Annotated in this window: 12 protein-coding genes and 1 pseudogene; 2 read left to right on the top strand and 11 right to left on the bottom strand. The window is 74.1% G+C overall.

The annotated features are described in order from the left end of the window. The first annotated feature begins 88 nt into the window (after positions 1-88). Positions 89-715, top strand: coding sequence for a TetR/AcrR family transcriptional regulator (locus O7542_RS00715; RefSeq protein ID WP_043328643.1), 627 nt, complete (start codon positions 89-91; stop codon positions 713-715). 3 nt (positions 716-718) lie between these two features. On the opposite strand, the gene O7542_RS00710 is transcribed toward O7542_RS00715, so the two are convergent. The 4 genes and pseudogenes from O7542_RS00710 to prmC form a co-directional block, all read right to left on the bottom strand. After that, positions 719-2,827 (bottom strand): transglycosylase domain-containing protein, encoded by a 2,109-nt coding sequence (locus tag O7542_RS00710; RefSeq protein ID WP_113974610.1) that lies wholly within the window; start codon positions 2,825-2,827, stop codon positions 719-721. Positions 2,828-2,939: 112 nt separating this feature from the next. Continuing rightward, positions 2,940-3,551, bottom strand: a complete 612-nt coding sequence (locus O7542_RS00705) for a phosphotyrosine protein phosphatase (RefSeq protein ID WP_043328639.1) — start codon at positions 3,549-3,551, stop codon at positions 2,940-2,942. Further along, positions 3,552-4,205: pseudogene (locus O7542_RS00700) on the bottom strand (L-threonylcarbamoyladenylate synthase); the annotation flags it as partial. Further along, entirely contained in the window at positions 4,196-5,143 is a 948-nt protein-coding gene (prmC, locus tag O7542_RS00695) for a peptide chain release factor N(5)-glutamine methyltransferase (protein WP_223201324.1), read from the bottom strand. The gene prmC and the pseudogene O7542_RS00700, both read right to left, overlap by 10 nt. A gap of 73 nt (positions 5,144-5,216) precedes the next feature. Between prmC and O7542_RS00690 the strand changes: the two genes are divergently transcribed. Then, positions 5,217-6,770: a GGDEF domain-containing protein gene (locus tag O7542_RS00690; RefSeq protein WP_064447839.1), complete on the top strand. Its 1,554-nt coding sequence runs from the start codon at positions 5,217-5,219 to the stop codon at positions 6,768-6,770. A 66-nt stretch (positions 6,771-6,836) separates the two neighbouring features. Here O7542_RS00690 and prfA read toward each other — a convergent pair whose 3' ends face one another. The 7 genes from prfA to O7542_RS00655 form a co-directional block, all read right to left on the bottom strand. Beyond that, positions 6,837-7,925, bottom strand: coding sequence for a peptide chain release factor 1 (gene prfA, locus O7542_RS00685; protein WP_043328634.1), 1,089 nt, complete (start codon positions 7,923-7,925; stop codon positions 6,837-6,839). An 89-nt stretch (positions 7,926-8,014) separates the two neighbouring features. After that, positions 8,015-8,239: a 50S ribosomal protein L31 gene (rpmE, locus tag O7542_RS00680; protein ID WP_030504744.1), complete on the bottom strand. Its 225-nt coding sequence runs from the start codon at positions 8,237-8,239 to the stop codon at positions 8,015-8,017. Between the two features lie 332 nt (positions 8,240-8,571). After that, complete coding sequence (locus O7542_RS00675; RefSeq protein WP_281605570.1) at positions 8,572-12,024, bottom strand: phosphodiester glycosidase family protein; 3,453 nt, start codon at positions 12,022-12,024, stop codon at positions 8,572-8,574. Positions 12,025-12,168: 144 nt separating this feature from the next. Beyond that, positions 12,169-14,223 carry a transcription termination factor Rho gene (gene rho / locus O7542_RS00670; RefSeq protein WP_281605569.1) on the bottom strand — a complete coding sequence of 685 codons (2,055 nt, stop codon included), beginning with the start codon at positions 14,221-14,223 and terminating at the stop codon, positions 12,169-12,171. A gap of 338 nt (positions 14,224-14,561) precedes the next feature. Beyond that, positions 14,562-15,464, bottom strand: a complete 903-nt coding sequence (gene thrB / locus O7542_RS00665) for a homoserine kinase (RefSeq protein ID WP_166457172.1) — start codon at positions 15,462-15,464, stop codon at positions 14,562-14,564. Positions 15,465-15,528: 64 nt separating this feature from the next. Continuing rightward, complete coding sequence (locus tag O7542_RS00660; RefSeq protein WP_043328629.1) at positions 15,529-16,773, bottom strand: MFS transporter; 1,245 nt, start codon at positions 16,771-16,773, stop codon at positions 15,529-15,531. A gap of 9 nt (positions 16,774-16,782) precedes the next feature. Next, a complete protein-coding gene (locus O7542_RS00655) occupies positions 16,783-17,601 on the bottom strand; it encodes a polysaccharide deacetylase family protein (RefSeq protein ID WP_043328627.1) in 819 nt (272 codons plus the stop codon). Positions 17,602-17,630: the final 29 nt, after the last annotated feature.

Genomic DNA, 17,630 nt, shown 5'->3' with positions numbered 1-17,630 from the left:
ACGGATGGCGAGTCGGGCGACTCACCATGCCGACGCTACGCCCTGGGCGAATGGTGAGTCAACCCACTCGCCTCGCTATGATGGCCGCATGACCCCAGCGCCGTCGGCCTATCACCAGCGTGTGGCGGAGGAGAAGCGCGCGCTGATCGTGCAGGCCGCCACCGAGCTCTTCCTGGAGTTGGGCTACGACCGGGCCTCACTGGCGCGTGTGGCCGCCAGTGCCGGCGTGTCGAAGGCGACGCTGTTCAAGCAGTTTCCGACGAAGGCGGCTCTGTTCGACGCCATCGTCATCGACTCCTGGGCCCGCAACGAGGTCGCCGACGTGCCACCTGCCGGTGACCTGACGGCCGGATTGACGGTCCTCGGACGGCACTACGCGACGCTGTTGAGCCGGCCGGAGATGACCGACCTGTTCCGCATCGTGATCGCCGAGCTGCCACGCTTTCCCGAGCTGGCCAGAGCACATTTCGCGCAGGGCAAACTGCCGTACTTCGAGTCCGTCCGGATCTACCTCTCGGCCGAGCACGACGCGGGAGCCGCGGACGTCGCCGACCCGGAGATGGCCGCCACGCACTTCCTCGGGATGATCTCCAATTACCTGCTCTGGCCGCGCCTGGTCCTCCCGGACTGGACGGTCACCCCGGACCGCACGACAGCGGTCGTCGACGAAGCCGTCCGAACCATGGTCGCGCGATACGGCAGGCCGGCGAGCTGACCCTCAGTTGCCGGTGCGCGGGCTGGTGTGCTGGAAGGCGACCGCCTGGCCCGGCGGGACGAAGTCGCGTACCGGCTCGTCGCGCAACGCCCACGCGAGGATGCGGCCCACCGCGGCGATCTGCCGCTTCTGCACGCCGCCGCCGACCGCGTCCCGGGGGTCGTCCGGGTTCGCCGCGATCGTCGCCACCGAGAGCTGCGGCGTGAACGCGACGACCGTCTCCGTGGCGTTCCGCTCCGAGCTGCCGGTCTTGCCGGCCACCGGACGGCGCAGGCCCGGAGCCAGCTCCTCGGCCGTGCCGCCGTCGCAACGCCGGTACATCGACTGGTCGCCGACCGGGCAGCGGCTGGCGTCGGCCGCCGCGCGGGCGACCTCGGTGTCGAGCACCTGCCGGCAGTCGGTGTTCCCGGCGGGGATCTTCCGGCCGGACGGGTCGGCGATCGAGGTGACCGGCGTGGGCCGGCACCAGGTGCCCTCGGCGGCCACCGCGGCGTACGCGCCGGCCAGGTCGAGCGGCGTGGTGGCGGAGACGCCGAGCGTGAACGGGCCCCAGCTCTTCGCGCCGTCGTGGGCCATCTTCGCGTCGGCCGGAGCGCGGAACACGATGCCCAGCCGCTGGGCCATCTCGACCACCCGGTCCGCGCCGACCCGCTCGGTGAGCCAGGCGAAGTACGTGTTCACCGACCGGCCGAACGCGTCCCACATGTCCCGGTCGCCGTCCATCCAGTAGGTGTTGGCGTTCGCCGGGCACCACCGGCCGCCGCAGCTCGCCGGGCCGGCGCCGACCGGGTACTGCGTGACGTAGACGCGCGGCGCATCGAACACCGTGTCCAGCGGCAGCCCGGACTCCAACGCGGCCAGCAGGGCGAACAGCTTGAACGTCGAGCCCGCCTGGTAGCCGGTGATGCCGCCACCGCCGGCCACCAGCTGGTTGACCGTGTTCGGGTAGTTCTGCTGACCGTCCGGGTTCGCGGCCACGCCGTACGTGCGGTTCACCGCCATCGCCAGCACCCGCCCGGTGCCCGGTTGCACCACGGCGGTCGGCGCGGCGCGCGCGATCGTCTCCGGGTAGATCTCCCGCACCTGCTCGCTCGCCTTGGCCTGCACGTCCGGGTCGAGCGAGGACACGATCGACCAGCCACCGCGGCGCAGCGTGCGCTGCCGCTCGTCCACCGTCTCGCCGAACGCCGGCTGGGCGTTCCACCACTGGGTGAACCAGTCGCAGAAGAAGCCCCAGTCGTTGTGGTCGGCGGGCACCGCGGCGCAGTCGTTCGGGGTGGTGTTGGGCGCCAGCGCCAGCTCCGCCGCCTTCGCCGCCTCGGCGTCGGCCGCGCTCGCCCGGCCGGTCTCCACCATCCGGTCCAGCACGTACGCCCGCCGTTGCCGCGCCGAGTCGGCGTCGCCGTTGATCGGGTCGTCCGCCGGGGACCGGACCAGCCCGGCGAGCAGCGCGGCCTGGGCCAGCGTGAGCCGGTCCGGTGTGGTGGAGAAGTAGCGCTTGCTGGCGGCGGCGATGCCGTACGCCCCGGCGCCGAAGTACGCGATGTTCAGGTAGCGCCCGAGGATCTCGTCCTTGCCGATCTGCCGTTCCAGCGTCAGCGCGTACCGCATCTCGCGGATCTTGCGCCCGACGGTGATCTCGGTGGCGGCGGCGCGCTGCTCCTCGGTCAGCCGGGGGTCCCCGGCCAGCGCGTTGCGCACGTACTGCATGGTCAGCGTGGAGGCGCCCTGGCGGGTGCCCTCGCGGCGGTTGGCGGTGAACGCCCGCGCGACGCCGCGCACGTCGACGCCGTGGTGCTCGTAGAAGCGCACGTCCTCGGCGGCCACGATGGCGTCGCGCATCACCGGCGCCACCTCGGCGACCGGCACGTCCACCCGGTCCTCGACGTAGAACGAGGTGATGAGCGTCCGCCCGTCGTTGGCGTACAGGTTGGACCGCTGTGCCGGCTGCGGCGTCTTGAGCGCTTCCGGCAGCGCGGTGTACGGCATCAGGTTCTTCAGGCCCAGCCCGAAGACCAGCGCGGCCGGCAGCGCCGCGACGGCCAGGACCAGCCCGGCGAGCACGCCGGCGAGCACAACGGTGAACAGTTTGTCGAGATAGGCCCGGTTCATCAGCTCTCCCCGCAGGAGCCGGCCGTACGGACCAGTTCAGAATGACCCGAATGTTCGCTTTAGCCGACACCTTCCGAGAAAGGCGCAGAAAGTTCGCGAGGAAGGATGAATCTCAGGGCAACAGCGCGGCAGCCAGCGGCTGCACCGTCTCCTCGATCTCGTCCGCGACCCGGCTGAAGCACTGGTCGCCCCGGCCCCACGGATCGTCCAGATCGTCGGTGGGCAGCGCGGAGGCGTTCTGCCGGGCCGCGTCGACAGCCGCCACGAGCGCGACGCCGCGCGCGTACACGGCGTCCGGCGTGGGCTCGGCCGGCGGCAGCGCGGCGCGGTCCAGCCCGCCGAGCAGACGGCCGAACTCACCCAGCACGAACGTGCGCGCGGCGGCGTCCGGCCGCAGCGCCACCACGTACTCCTGCTGGTCGGCGGTTGCGGTGAGCACCAGGTCGGCGGCGTCGATCAGGTCCGAGCGCAGCCGCCGGGCGGCGAACCCCTCGGTGTCGCCGCCGCGCGAGAGCACCTGGCGGGCGGCGGGCGGGTTCATCTCCTCGCCCGCGTGCCAGCCGCCGGTGCCGGCGCTGTGGCTGTGCACGAGCGCGTCCGAACCGGCCGGGTCGACGCCGAGGCGGGCCAGCCGCTCCCGGACCGCGAGCAGCAGCAGCCGCTCGGCCATCGGCGACCGGCAGATGTTGCCCATGCAGACGTGCAGGACGGTGAAGGGCGGCACTCAGATCCCCCGCTCGTCGAGGATGCCCGGCACGACCTCCCGCAGCTTCGCCAGCGTCACCGCGCCCTCACGCAGCACCCGCGGCACCTCGCCGGTCAGGTCGACGATCGTGCTCGGCACCGGGTCCACCGCCGGCCCGGCCTCCAGGTAGGCCCGCACGCCGTAGCCGAGCTGGTCGCGCGCCTCCTCGGCGGTGAGCGCGGCCGGCTGGCCGACCTTGTTGGCCGACGCGACGGCCATCGGCCCGGTCTCCCGCAGCACCTCCAGCGCCACCGGGTGCAGCGGCATCCGCACCGCCACCGTCCCGCTGGTGTCGCCCAGGTCCCAGGCCAGGCTCGGCGAGTGCTCCACGACGATGGTCAGCGCGCCCGGCCAGAACGCCTCGACCAGGTCGCGGGCCGCGCCGGGCAGCGAGAACACCAGGCCGTCGAGCGTGTGCCGGGAGCCGATGAGCACCGGGGGCGCCTGCCGGGCGCCGCCCTTGGTGTCCGCCAGGGCCTTCACCGCGTACGGCGTGAACGCGTCCGCCCCGATGCCGTAGACCGTGTCGGTCGGCAGGACGACGAGTTCCCCGTTCTTGACCGCCTCGATGGCAGCGGCGATGCCGCGGTCCCGGTCGGCGGGCGACCGACAGTCGTAGAGCATCACGAGGAGTCAGTCTGCCACGCCCGGGCGGTCTCGGCGTGGGTGCCGTCCGCCCGCCGGGACGCGCTCGCCCAGCGGGGCCGCCCGGCCAGGTCCCGGTGCTCCTCGACGCGGTCGTAGCGGCCGTCGCCGCGCAGCAGCGCGGGCACCGCCGCCGCGTGCGTGTCGTCGTGCTCGATCCCGATCGCGCCGCCCGGGCGCAGCAGCTCGGCGGCCCGGCGCACCACCGGGCGGATCACGTCCAGCCCGTCCGCGCCGCCGAACACCGCCTCGTCCGGGTCGTGCCCGGCCACCTCCGGCGGCACCGCCACCGACCTCGGCACGTACGGGGGGTTGCACAGCAGCACGTCGACCCGCCCGGCCAGGCCGGCCAGCAGCTCCGGACCGGTCACGTCGGCGGCCACCACCTCGACCGGCCGGTCCCCGGCGGCAGCCCGGTCGGCCGCGTTGCGCCGCAGCCAGGCCAGCGCGGCCGGGGACCGTTCCACAGCCACTACCCGGGCCGCGGGCACCTCCTGCGCCACCGCCAGGGCGATCGCGCCGGAGCCGCTGCACAGGTCGACCACGAGCGGCGCGGCGTGCTCCCGGGCCCGCTCGATCCCCCACCCGGCCAGCAGCTCGGTCTCCGGCCGCGGCACGAACACGCCCGGCCCGACCGCCAGCTCCAGGTGCCGGAAACCGGCCGAGCCGAGCAGGTGCTGCAACGGCTCCCGGGTCACCCGCCGCCCGACGAGGGCGTCCAGGCGGTCACGCTGCGCCGGGGTGAAACCGTCGGCCAGCGCCAGCCGGCCGCGTGGCACGTCCAGGACGTACGCGGCCAGCTGCTCGGCCTCGGCGCGGGGCGCCTCGACGCCCGCCGCGGCGAGCGCGCGCGCCACCCGGTTGATCACCAGCGAGGCGCGTTCGCGTTCTGTCCCTTCGGACGGGTGTTGCGGGAGTGCGGTCACGCAATAATCATGAGGCGTCGCGGCTCACCTCACGAGCGGGTGCGTCCGGGCGCACACCGCAGGGAGGTCGCGAGTGGGCTGGCTCGACCAGGTCGAGGACCAGGTTGACGCTCTCCGACGCGCACGGTCACTGCAGGAGGCCAGCCGGTCCGCGGAGGCGTGCGTCCTGCTCGACCGCGTCATCCGCACCACCGGCGACCCGTACGCCCGCGCCGACGCGCTCGTGCAGCGCCTGTCCGCGCTGATCAACCTCGGCCGGACCGCCGAGTTCACCCGGGCCGTCGAGGACGCCTCCGCCGCGGTACGCGACCTCGCCGAGCCCTACCTGCACGGGCACCTCAACGCGCTCGCCGCGCTCGCCGCCCACCACCAGGGCGCGCTGGACCGGTGCGTGATGCACCTGGTCCGGGCCGCCCGCGCGCTGGGCGCCGACGACACGCCGGACCGGGACACCGCGTGGGGCTGGCACGACCTCGCGATGGCGTACTCGTACCTGAGCTTCCACGGCCACGCGCTGGGCGCGATCGAGCGGGCCCGCGAGGTGGGGCTCAGCGCCGGCATCCCGGAGGAGACGTTCGCCGCGCCGGGGATCCGGCTGCGCAACGCGGTGGCGCTGGACCACAACGGCGACAGCGACGGCTGCCTGCGGGTGCTGCGCGACGTCGCCGGTGACCTGGCCCGCTTCCTGCGCGGCGGGCGGGCCGGCAACCTGCGCCCCAGCAGCCTCGCCGCGTACGGCTACGCGGCCGCCCGGCGGGCCGCGCTCGGCGACCGGGTGGAGTCCGCCGGGGACGCCGACCCGAAACGGCTGCTCGGCCACGGCGGCGACAGCGCCCGCGCCCGCGACCTGCGCCAGCTCGGTCAGGTCTGCCTGGCCGTCGCCGCCAACCGCCCGATCGAGGCGGTCACCCGGCTGGACGCGCTCCAGGTCTCCGACGAGACGCTCGGCGCGGCCGAGGCACCCCGGCTGCGCAGCGTCGCGCTGGCCCGGGCCGGCGACCACGCGGGCGCGCACCGGGCCGACCGGCACGCGTTCCGGCTGGCCGCGCGGCGCAGCGACCGGCTGCGGGACGTCTACATCGACGGCATCGCCGCCCGGATCGACCACGAGGAGATGCGCCGCGAGGCGGCCCGGTACGAGGGCGAGGCGCTCACCGACCCGCTCACCGGCCTGCCCAACCGGCGCCGGCTGGAGCGCTACCTGGGGGCCGTGGTGTCCCGGGGCGAGCGCGTGGTGATCGGCGTCTGCGACCTCGACGGGTTCAAGGCGGTGAACACCCGCCACGGCCACCACTCCGGCGACCTGGTGCTGCAACGGGTCGCCGGGGTGATCAACCGGGTGATGCGGCGGGGCGACTTCGTGGCCCGCTACGGCGGCGACGAGTTCGTCGTGGTGCTGCCCGACACCGTCATGCCGGAGGCGGTCGAGGTGGCCCGGCGGATCGAGGCCGCCGTCCGCACCGAGGACTGGGAGTCCCTGGTCCCGGGCACCCCGGTCGGGGTGACGATCGGTTTCGCCGAGGTCGACGGCAGCACCACTGTCAGCGTCCGGGAGGCGCTCGGCACCGCGTTCGAGCTGGCCGACCGGGAGATGCTGCGCGCCAAGGCGCGACCACGCGCGAGCTGAGCGGTAAGGAAGGGCCCCCTGTTAACGCCTCCGGTAGAGGAAGGGCCCCCTGTTAACACCCAGCGGTCAGCGGCGGGACAGCTCCGTCTCGCCGGCCAGGCGGGCCGCGCGGTCCGCCTCGGCCAGCGCGTCGAGCACCCCGTCCAGCTCGCCGGCCAGCGCCAGGTCCAGGTTGTACGCGGTGTAGCCGATGCGGTGGTCGGTGATCCGGTTCTGCGGGAAGTTGTAGGTGCGGATCCGCTCGGACCGGTCCACGGTGCGGACCTGCGCCTTGCGGGCGTCCGACGCCGCCGCGTCGGCCTGCTCCTGGGCCGCGGCGAGCAGCCGGGCCCGCAGGATGCGCATGGCCTGCTCGCGGTTCTGCAGCTGCGACTTCTCGTTCTGGCAGGACACCACGATGCCGGTCGGCACGTGGGTGATCCGTACCGCCGAGTCGGTGGTGTTCACCGACTGCCCGCCGGGGCCGGACGAGCGGAACACGTCGATGCGCAGCTCGTTCGGGTCGATGGTGACGTCGACGTCCTCCGCCTCGGGCAGCACCAGCACGCCGGCGGCACTGGTGTGGATGCGGCCCTGCGACTCGGTGACCGGGACGCGCTGCACCCGGTGCACGCCGCCCTCCCACTTGAGCCGGGACCAGACCCCGTTGCCGCCCTCCGGCACGCCCTTGCTCTTGATCGCCAGCGACACGTCCTTGACGCCGCCGAGGTCGGAGTCCTGGGCGTCGATCACCTCGGTGACCCAGCCGTGCCGCTCGGCGTACCTGGTGTACATCCGCAGCAGGTCCCCCGCGAACAGCGCCGACTCCTCGCCGCCCTCACCGGCCTTGATCTCGACGATCACGTCCTTGGCGTCGTGCGGGTCGCGCGGGATGAGCAGTTCCGCGAGCCGTTCCTCGAGCGCCGGCAGGGAGCTGGCGATGGCCTCCGCCTCGGTGGCGAACGTCGGGTCCTCGGCGGCCAGCTCGCGCGCGGCGGCCAGGTCGGCGCGGGCCTGCTCCAGCTCGCCGGCCGCCTTGTGCAGCGGGACCAGTTCGGCGTACCGGCGGCCGACCCGCCGGGCGGTGCCCTGGTCGGCGTGGATGGCCGGGTCGGCCAGCCGCCGCTCCAGCTCGGCGTACTCGTCGAGGAGGGCGGCCAGGCGCTCACTGCTCATGCTGCGGATGCTCCTTGGGTGTGAAAACCGGCGCAAACGGACGAACGCCCGTGCCCGGCAGGAGCCGGACACGGGCGTCGTCGACGGAGCTACTTGGCCTTCTTGCCCTGAACCTTGGCGTACTTCTGCTGGAACTTCGCGACCCGACCGGCGGTGTCCAGCACGCGCTGCTTACCGGTGTAGAACGGGTGGCAGGCGCTGCAGGTCTCGACGCTGATGGCGCCGCCCTTGGCGGTGCTGCGGGTCGTGAAGGTGTTGCCGCAGGAGCAGCGGACCTCGGTGGTCACGTACTCCGGGTGGATGTTGGGCTTCATGTCGCCTCGGTCCTTTCGTCGGTGGTCGCCGGGTCGCCGTCGATGCTCCCCGTCGTCCGCGACGGGCTCGGGCGTGAACCGGAACCGGTGGCCGATTGACCAGTCTGCCACGGGCGTCTTCCACCCGGCACAGGAGGTCCGCCACCCGCAACGCCCGCCCACACTCCCGCATTCCCACCCCCACGCCCCCCACCCTGCTGATCATGAACTTGGCGGCAATTCCTGTCGCTTTTGTCCAGGTCAACTTCATGATCAACGGAGCGGAGCGGGGGAGCGAGGCGGGGGCCGGGGGCGGGGCTCCTCCCCCAGGATGAGGAGCCCCGGCCTCCGGGTCAGGCGGCGGGGGCGCGGACCGCTGCGGCCGTGGTGACAGTCGTCTCGGCCTTCACGCCGTTGACGGTCACCGCCAGCAGCACCTGCGCCCCCGGGCGCAGCGCGGTCAGCCGGCCGGTGGCCGGGTCGAACCGGGCCACGTGCCACGGCCGTACGCCCGTCGCGCCGCCGATGTGCAGGTTCGGCGAACCGGACCAGTCGGCGCTGACCGGCGCCGCCACCGGCACCTGCCGGCCGCTGGGCTGGGTGAGCGTGGCCGTGACGTCCACCGGCGAAGCCTGGCGCACCTGCGCGGGCGCGGTCAGCGCGAGCCGGTCGACGTGGGCGTGCATCTCCGCGCTCACCCACGTCGGGCCCTCGGCCAGCGGGTCGCGGCGGGCCCGCTCGGCCTCCCCCGGCGTCACCGGGTCCACCCCGAACTCGGTCCAGCCGGTGAACCCGCCGAGCGCGGCCGGGGTCGACGGGTCCTTGCCCGAGTTGCCGTTGATCACGTACGGCACGCCGTCCACCCGGTCGGCGTGGAACGTGCCGACGTGCCCGTTGACCATCAGCGCGCCCTTGCCGGTGCGGTGCTGGAGGTCGGCCAGCCACTGCTCGACCAGCGCCGCCTCCTTCCGGTCGCCGAGCTGGCTGGCCTTGGCCGGGCTCGGGTCGCGCGGCGGGTGGTGGAACAGCACCGCCACCGAGCCCACCGAGCGGTCGCCGGCGGCCTGGTCGAGCGTCCGGCGCAGCAGCTCCACCTGGTCGAACCCGCCGCCGCGCAGCGAGCCGGTGGCCGTGCTGAGCGTGAGGAACCGGGTGCCCCGGTGGTCGAAGACGCGCGAGGTGTCCCCGAAGACGCTGCGGAAGTTGTCGATCGGCGCGCCCATGATCTCGTGGTTGCCGGGCACGTAGTGATACGGCACCTCGCCGCCCAGCTCCTCGTCCAGGATGCGCTTGGCCAGCGCGAAGTCGGCCGGGTAGGCGGTGTCCACGAAGTCGCCGTTGATGATCAGGAAGTCCGGCCGGGCGGCGCGGACCTCGCGCAGCGTACGGCGGGCCTGGGCGACCAGGTCGCTGTCCGGGTTCGCGGCGACGAACTGGGCGTCGGAGAGCACCGCGAAGCGCCAGGGCGCCCCGTCCACAGTGCCGTCGCGCAGCACCACCCGGTCGGTGCGGTTCGGCTCCGGCGGCGCCTGCACGTCCGGCGGCACCCGGGCCACCAGGTCGTCGATCACGACCTCGCTGCGGTACTGCTTGGCCGGGTCGGTCTCGGCCACGTAGAACCGGCGCACCCGCACCGGGTACTGCACGCCCGGCGGTACGGCGAACTCGACGTAGCGCCAGCCGGTCCAGTCCAGGTACGGGCCGCGCAGCACGAACTGGGTGTCCTGCGCGTCGTGCAGGTGCAGGCTGGGCCACTCGCCGGTGCCGTTGGCCTTGATCCACATGCCGAACGCCTGCGGCTGGCCGGGTACGTCGATCCACGCGGGCGGGTCGGCGTACGCGGCGCGGGTGCCGGTGGACTGGCTGAAGTCGTACGACATCCGCAGCCCGCTCCCGGTGTGCCCCTCGGCCGGTGCGACCGACCCGGAGGCGCGGGCCTGGCTGAACTTCCAGGACGCCGCGTCGTCGAACCCGGCCACCGGCACGTCGGTGAGCCCGACGGTCACCGGCAGGACCGTGCTGTGGTTGCCGACCCGTGCGGTGACCAGCGCCGAGCCGGTCGCGGCGAGCGCTTTGACGGACAGGTTGCCGTCGGCGGTGGGGGTGACGGAGAGCAGGTCCCTGTCGTACTCCAGCTTCAGGTCGGCCGGCTCGATCGGCGCGGTGTTGCCCTCGGCGTCGTAGCCGACCACGCCGAACAGGCCGCTGTCACCGGCGCGGTCCAGGCCGACCCGGTCGACGGTGCCGTCGATCCGCTGCAGCGGGCCGAGCACCGTCAGCTCGATGGTGCCGCGGGCCCGGCCGCGGGCGGCGGTGACGGTGCTGCGGCCGGGGACGGCGGCCCGGAACACGCCGTCGCCGTCGACCCGTCCGTGGGTGGCGTGCCAGCGCGGCTCGCCGGCGGCTGGGCCGTACGTCTCGTCGTATCCGGCGGCGGTGAGCCGGCGGGTGAGGCCGGGGAAGACCCGGTCCGGCCGGCCGCCGCGCACCGGTGCGACGCCCGGCGCGGCGGTCGGGTCGCTGGCGGTCTCCAGCCAGTAGCCGGTGAGCCGGCCGCTGCCCTTCGGGGCGTAGACGGCGAGCCCGTTCGGTACCGGCCGCTCGCTGCCGTCGGACGGGCTGTTCTCGACCTGGACCGTGGCCGCGCCCGGCTCCCGGGCGAGCAGCGTGGAGGAGCCGCCGCCGTCGAGGTTGAGCGCGTTCGCGGCGCCCAGCTCGGCCATCATGCGGCCCATCTCGGTTTGCGTGACGCCCCGGCTGTCCACCTGCCGGCCGTCCACAGTCATCATGATCATCTTGCGTCCGTCGGCGGAGAAACCGACAGCGGTGCGCGGGGCCAGCGACGCGTCGGCGATGGTCTGCACCACGCCGTCGCGGACCAGCACGTTGCCGCCGCCCACGGCGGCGCGCAGGTCACCGCCGTCGGAGGCCCGCGGCCGCCAGGTCACGTCCACCGCGTCGCCGGGCCGCAGCGCGGCGAGCGCGTCGGCGCCGGCCTCGCGGCCCAGCAGCACGGTGCTGCCGGCCGGGATCGGCCCCTCGCCCGCCGTGGTGGCCACGCTCGCCACCCGGCCGCCGGTCAGCGTCACCTCGACCGTCCGGGCCGCGCCCTCCACGGCCCGCTTGCGGGTGTACGAGCCCCAGAGCGGCGTGAACACGCCCACGCCGTCGCGCTGCACCATGTTGTTGAACTGGGTCAGCGGCACCGGCCCGGTGGGCAGCGTCGCGGCGCCCTCGAAGCCGACCTCGACCACCCGGCCGATGCCCTGGGCGCTGATGCCCACCGCGTTGGGGTGCCCGGCGATCGGCGACTGCACCAGTTCGCCGGAGCGGATGCCGACGCCCTGGGCGGCGCCGGAGTTGTTGATGTCGAAGAAGTCTCCGTTGACCGCCGCGACCGCGCGGGACCGGTCCACCGCGGCGCGCAGCGGCTCGTCCCTGGTCACCTCGCCGGAGTTCACGTAGTCCACCGTCAGCCCGCCGCCCAGGTCGGCGGTGAGCGCGTCGGCGCGCAGCCAGCCGGCCGCGTCGTACCTGTCGAAGGAGGTCAGGCTCAGGCCGGGCGCGACCGGCCGGGTGCTCTTGGCGGTCTCCAGGCCGCCGGCCGGCTCCACACCGGCGAGCGCGACGGCGGGGTCGGGGCGGGACGAGGCGCGTGGCGCGTCCTCGGCGGCGGTGGCGGCCGGCGGCGCGACGGGCGACGGCCCGGCGGCCGTCGCGGCGGACGGCGTCGGCGCGGGGATGGTCAGCAACGGCGTCAGCAGCAGGACGCCGGCGAGGCGGGCGGGTCGACTGCGGGTTCGCATGGACGACAGTCAACCCGACGATGAACAGAAGTTTCAATACCTAGCGACTGAACCGTAGGAAAACTTCACCATCGGCGGTGCCCGGTACGCGACGAGGGGCACGGCCGCGTTCGGCCGTGCCCCTCGTTCGTCGGATCCGTCAGCTCACTCGCCCGGAGTGGACTTCGCGATCTGCATCAGGAACTCGATGTTGGTGCGGGACTGCTTGAGCCGGTCCAGCAGGAGGTCGAGCGCCGCCTGCGAGTCCAGCGAGTGCAGCACCTTGCGGAGCTTGTGGATGATCGCCAGCTCCTCCGGCGCGAGCAGGACCTCCTCCTTGCGGGTGCCGGAGGGGTTGATGTCGATCGCCGGGAAGACACGCTTGTCGGCGATCTTCCGGTCCAGCTTCAGCTCGGCGTTACCCGTGCCCTTGAACTCCTCGAAGATGACCGTGTCCGCCATGGACCCGGTCTCCACCAGCGCGGTGGCGAGAATGGTCAGCGAGCCGCCGTTCTCGATGTTGCGCGCCGCGCCGAGGAAGCGCTTGGGCGGGTAGAGCGCGGTGGAGTCGATACCACCCGACATGATCCGGCCGCTGGCCGGCGCCGCCAGGTTGTACGACCGGCCGAGCCGGGTCACCGAGTCGAGCAGCACGACCACGTCGTGCCCCAGCTCGACCAGGCGCTTGGCCCGCTCGATCGCCAGCTCCGCCACCGTGGTGTGGTCCTGCGGCGGACGGTCGAACGTGGCCGCGATGACCTCGCCCTTCACCGAGCGCTGCATGTCGGTGACCTCTTCGGGCCGCTCGTCGACCAGCACCACCATCAGGTGGCACTCCGGGTTGTTGCGGGTGATCGCGTTCGCGATCGCCTGCAGCACCATCGTCTTGCCGGCCTTCGGCGGCGACACGATGAGCGCCCGCTGGCCCTTGCCGATCGGCATGACCAGGTCGATCACCCGGGTGGTGAGGATGTGCGGCTCGGTCTCCAGCCGCAGGCGCTCCTGCGGGTAGAGCGGGGTGAGCTTGTAGAACTCCGGCCGGCGCTTCGCCTCGTCCGGCTCCATCCCGTTGATGGTGTCCAGCCGGACCAGCGGGTTGTACTTGTCGCGCCGCTGCTCGCCGTCCCGCGCGGCCCGCACGGCGCCGGTGATCGCGTCACCGCGGCGCAGGCCGTACTTCTTGATCTGGGACATCGAGACGTACACGTCGTTCGGGCCGGCCAGGTAGCCGGTGGTCCGGACGAAGGCGTAGTTGTCGAGCACGTCGATGATGCCGGCGACCGGGACGAGCACGTCGTCCTCGCCGACCTGCGGCTCGCGGCCGCCACCGCTGTCGCCCTCGCCCCGCTCGCCGCGGCCGCGACGACGGTCCCGGAACCGGCTGCGCCGGCCCCGCCGGCCGCCGCCCTCGCCGTCGTCGTCGCCGTCGTTGTCCCGCTCGGCGCGCTGACCACGGTCGTTGCGGTCGCCCCGGTCGTTCCGGTCGCCCCGGTCGTTCCGGTCGCCCCGGTCGTTGCGCTCGGCGCGCTCGCCCCGGTCGGCACGCTCGTTACGGTCGCCCCGCTCGGCCCGGTCACCCCGGTCGTTGCGGTCGCCGCGCTCGGCCCGGTCGCCACGCTCGGCCCGGTCGCCACGCTCGGCCCGGTCGCCGCCACGCTCGGCACGCTCGCCGCCGCGCTCACGGCCCCGGCCCTCGTTGCGCTCACCGCGCTCGGCACGGTCGGTCCGCTCGCCGGTCTCGGCGGGCGCCTCCTCGGCGCGCGGCGTCTCGGCCGGCCGCACCTCGGTCGCCGGCGTCTCGGCCGGGCGGGCCTCGGTGGTCGCGGCCGCAGTCCGGCTGCGGCGACCACGGGTACGGCCCTCGGTCGCCTCGGCGGCGGGCGCCTGCTCGGCGGGGCGCGCCTCGGCCCGCTCCTCACGGACCTCCGCGTGCACCTCCTCACGGGCGGGAGCAGCAGCCGCGGCCGCTACCTCGGCGCGCGGTCGAGGGGTTCCGGCGGCGGCGCCGCCCTGCTGCCGCTCGGTGATGGCACTGATCAGCTCGCCCTTGCGCATGCGGGCCGTACCAGAGATGCCGAGCGACGCGGCCAGGCTCTGGAGCTCCGGCAGCAGCATGGCCGACAGGCCGGTGCCGCTCCGGCGGCGGCGCGTGGGGGCGGCGGTGGTGGCATCGCCAGCGACGTTGGAAACATCCGACGTCACGTCGGTGGTGTCGCTCAATGGATTCCTTCCCTCGATAGGCCGGAGCTGCCCGGAGTCGTGGAGCCAGGTGGCCGGGCGGCCTCGGTGCACCCGCCTCGCATGGACGCGTCGCGGGAGTCTGTGACACAGCAGCCGGTGGTTTCCCGACTCACCACCATCGGTGAGCAGGTCTCGCCGCCTGCGGCGACCTGTGGAAACTGCGGTGCGGCGTGGGCCTTGGGCAGGGGTGACGGGCTGACCGCCGAGAGCTTCGGGGGTGCGCCGAACCGCAGGAAGATCGCATGCTTCGCGGCTGTGCTAGGTCTAGAGCGTAATCAACTCTTCCGACCTGCGGCAACAGGGCCCCGCTCGGCGTGTCAAAGTCTACCCCGGATGACCCGGGCACCGCTGACATCTATCGGCAACTCCCACCGGCGCCAATCTGTTCCCGGCTCAAATCCCACCGGGACCTGGGAAAGCGCCAGCACCGTCGGCCCCGCCCCACTGACCACAGCCGCCACACCAGCCGCACGCAGCGCGCCGACGAGCGCCGCGGTGGCGGGCATCCCGGGCGCCCGCTGCTCCTGGTGCAGCCGGTCGACGGTGGCCGGCAGCAGCAGCGCCGGATCGGTGGTCAGCGCGTGCACCAGCAGGGCCGCCCGGCCCGCGTTGAGCGCCGCGTCGGCGTGCGGCACGGTGGCCGGCAGGGCGGCCCGGGCCACCGAGGTCAGGCCCCGCTCGGCGGGTACGAAGACGGTCGGGCGCACGGCCGGCGCCACCGGCAGCGACACCGCCCGCGCGCCGCCCGGCTCCGTCCAGGCGATCGTGAAGCCCCCGAGCAGGCAGGGCGCGACATTGTCCGGATGCCCCTCCAACTCGGCGGCCAACCGCAGCGCGGCGTCGTCGTCCATCCGCTGCTCGCCGCCTGCAACCAGCGCGCGGGCCGCCAGCACCCCGGCCACGATCGCGGCCGAGGACGAGCCGAGCCCACGCGCCTGGGGAATGCGGTTCTCGCACTCCAGCGCCAGGCCGGCCGGCTGCGCGCCGAGCACGTCGAAGGTGGCCCGCATGGCGGTCACGATCAGGTGCCGCTCGTCCGCCGGCAGCTCACCGGCACCCTCGCCGGTGACCGCCACCCGCACGCCGCCGCCGGTCACCTCGGCCGTGACGTCGTCGTGGCGGCCCAGCGCCAGGCCGAGCGCGTCGAAGCCGGGGCCCAGGTTGGCGCTGGTCGCGGGCACCCGGACCCGGACCGGGCCGGGGAGGAAGGTCGTCGGCACCGGCTCATGCTAGGACGTCACCCCGACAGCCCGGCCGGACCGCCCGGAGCGTGGGACCGGCGTGTCAGCCGGTGCGCTCCGGGGTCGGCGCGTCGACCGGGTCGGTGAGCGAGAGCCGCCGGGTGGCGAACCGCCAGCCGAGCGCGTAGACGACGGTGGCCAGGCCGCAACCGACCAGCACGGTGCGCTCGTCCACCCGGTCCACCACGAGCGCCACGACCAGCTGACTCACCGCGATGGCGAGCGTGGCCAGCATCATGTCGGTGGCGAAGACCCGGCCGCGCAGCCGGTCCGGCACCTCGCCCTGCAACGCGTAGTTGGACAGCACCCAGTTGCTGCCGCCGCCCAGGTGGGCCAGGAAGACCAGGACCAGCACCAGCGGGAACCAGGACACCACCGACGCGCCCAGATAGGCCAGGCCGTACAGCGACATGGACAGCGCCAGACCGGTCAGCAGCCAGGCCCGGTTGCTGAGCACCCGGCGCATCAGGATCGGACCGACCAGCGCCCCGGCGCCCCGGGCGGCGAAGAGCAGGCCCGCGCCGACCGGGCCGACGCCGTACACGCCGGCGAGCAGCGGGAAGACGGTCAGCACGCCGTTGCCCAGGCCGACCGCCGACTTCACGGTGACCAGCGCGAGCACGCGCGGACGCTGGACGATGTAGCGCAGCGCCTCCCGGATCGCCGCCCAGGTGCGCGGCACGGCCGCCGCCGGGTCGCGCGGCGCCTGCAGGGGCCGGCGGATCAGCGCGGCCAGGCCGAACGCGGCGAGCAGGCCCGCGGCGGCCACCCAGAAGCTGGCGTACGGGCCGTACGCGGCGCTCAGGATGCCGCCGAGTGAAGCGCCGACCACTGTCATGGTGCCCCAGGCCGAGCCGGCGACCGCGTTCGCCGCCGCCAGGTCCGCCGGGTCGACCACGTTGGGCAGCGCGGCCTGGGCGGCCGGCGAGTAGAACGCCTTCGCCACCGCCACCAGCGCGATCGCCGCCAGCGCCAGCCAGGCCGTGCCGGCGCCGCGCACACCGAGCAGCAGCAGGACACCGGCCAGGGCCGCGATGTTCGCCGCCATCATCACCTTGCGGCGGTCGAACCGGTCGGCCACGGTCCCGGCGTACGGCAGCAGCAACGCGGTGGTGCCGGTGTCCACGGCCAGCACCAGCGCGCCCCACACCCCGCTGCCGGTCAGCTCCGGCAGCAGCACCAGCAGCGGCACCATGACGAACCAGTCCGCGCCGAACACGACCAGCTCGGCGATGAACAGATGGCGGAAGTCGCGGTTGCGGACGAGGACGGAGAGGGTGGGCGACACGCGGGCACCCTATCGGGCCGCTCCCCCACCGGCAGCTCGGCGCAGCAGGTCGGAGACCGTGACGAAGGTGTATCCCCGGGCCCGCAACCCGTCGATCATGTCGGGCAGGCCGCGGAGCGCGACCAGCCGCCGGTCGTCGCCCACGTCGTGCCCGAGCACGATCGTGCCGGGGCGCACGTCGGCCACGATCCGCCGGGCGTGCCCGGCCGGGTCGTGCGGGAACTCGCTCTCGACCATTTGCAGCGTCCACAGCACCAGCCGGTAGTCCAGCCGGGCCGAGGCGTACAGCACCGCGCCGCCCAGATGTCCCCAGGGCGGGCGGAGCAGTCGCGGGGACGATCCGGTGGCCGCGGTGATCGCGTCGTGGCTGCGGCGCAGGTCGTCGTAGACCGTCGCGGCGTCCATCCGGGCCAGGTCGCGGTGCGCCCAGCTGTGGTTGCCGACCTCGTGGCCGTCCATCCGGTCCCGGACCAGCGGGGCGTGCCGGCGCGCCCGCTCACCGACCAGGAAGAAGGTGGCCGGCACCCGGTGTTCGGCCAGCGTGTCCAGCACCATCGGGGTCCACTGTGGGCGGGGGCCGTCGTCGAAGGTGAGCGCCACCAGGGGTTCGTCGGTGCGTACGCCCCAGACGACCTGGACCCCGCCGCGACCGACGTCCTGGTGGCGGTTGCCGAGCGTGGCGCTGGCCGGGCCGCCCGCCAGCGGGAGGCGGCGGTCGGCCACCCAGGTGCTCTCCACGGTGGCGGCGGAGCCGAGCGCGGCGCCGCCCAACAGCAGCGCGGACCGGCGCAGCACGGTACGTCGATTCCACCGGCCCGCGACCCCCATCGCGCCCCCGCACCGAAAGTAGGCATCAG

The sequence above is a fragment of the Micromonospora sp. WMMC264 genome, from assembly GCF_027497275.1.
Taxonomy (GTDB): domain Bacteria; phylum Actinomycetota; class Actinomycetes; order Mycobacteriales; family Micromonosporaceae; genus Micromonospora; species Micromonospora chalcea.
This window is presented reverse-complemented; position numbering and strand designations above follow the sequence as displayed.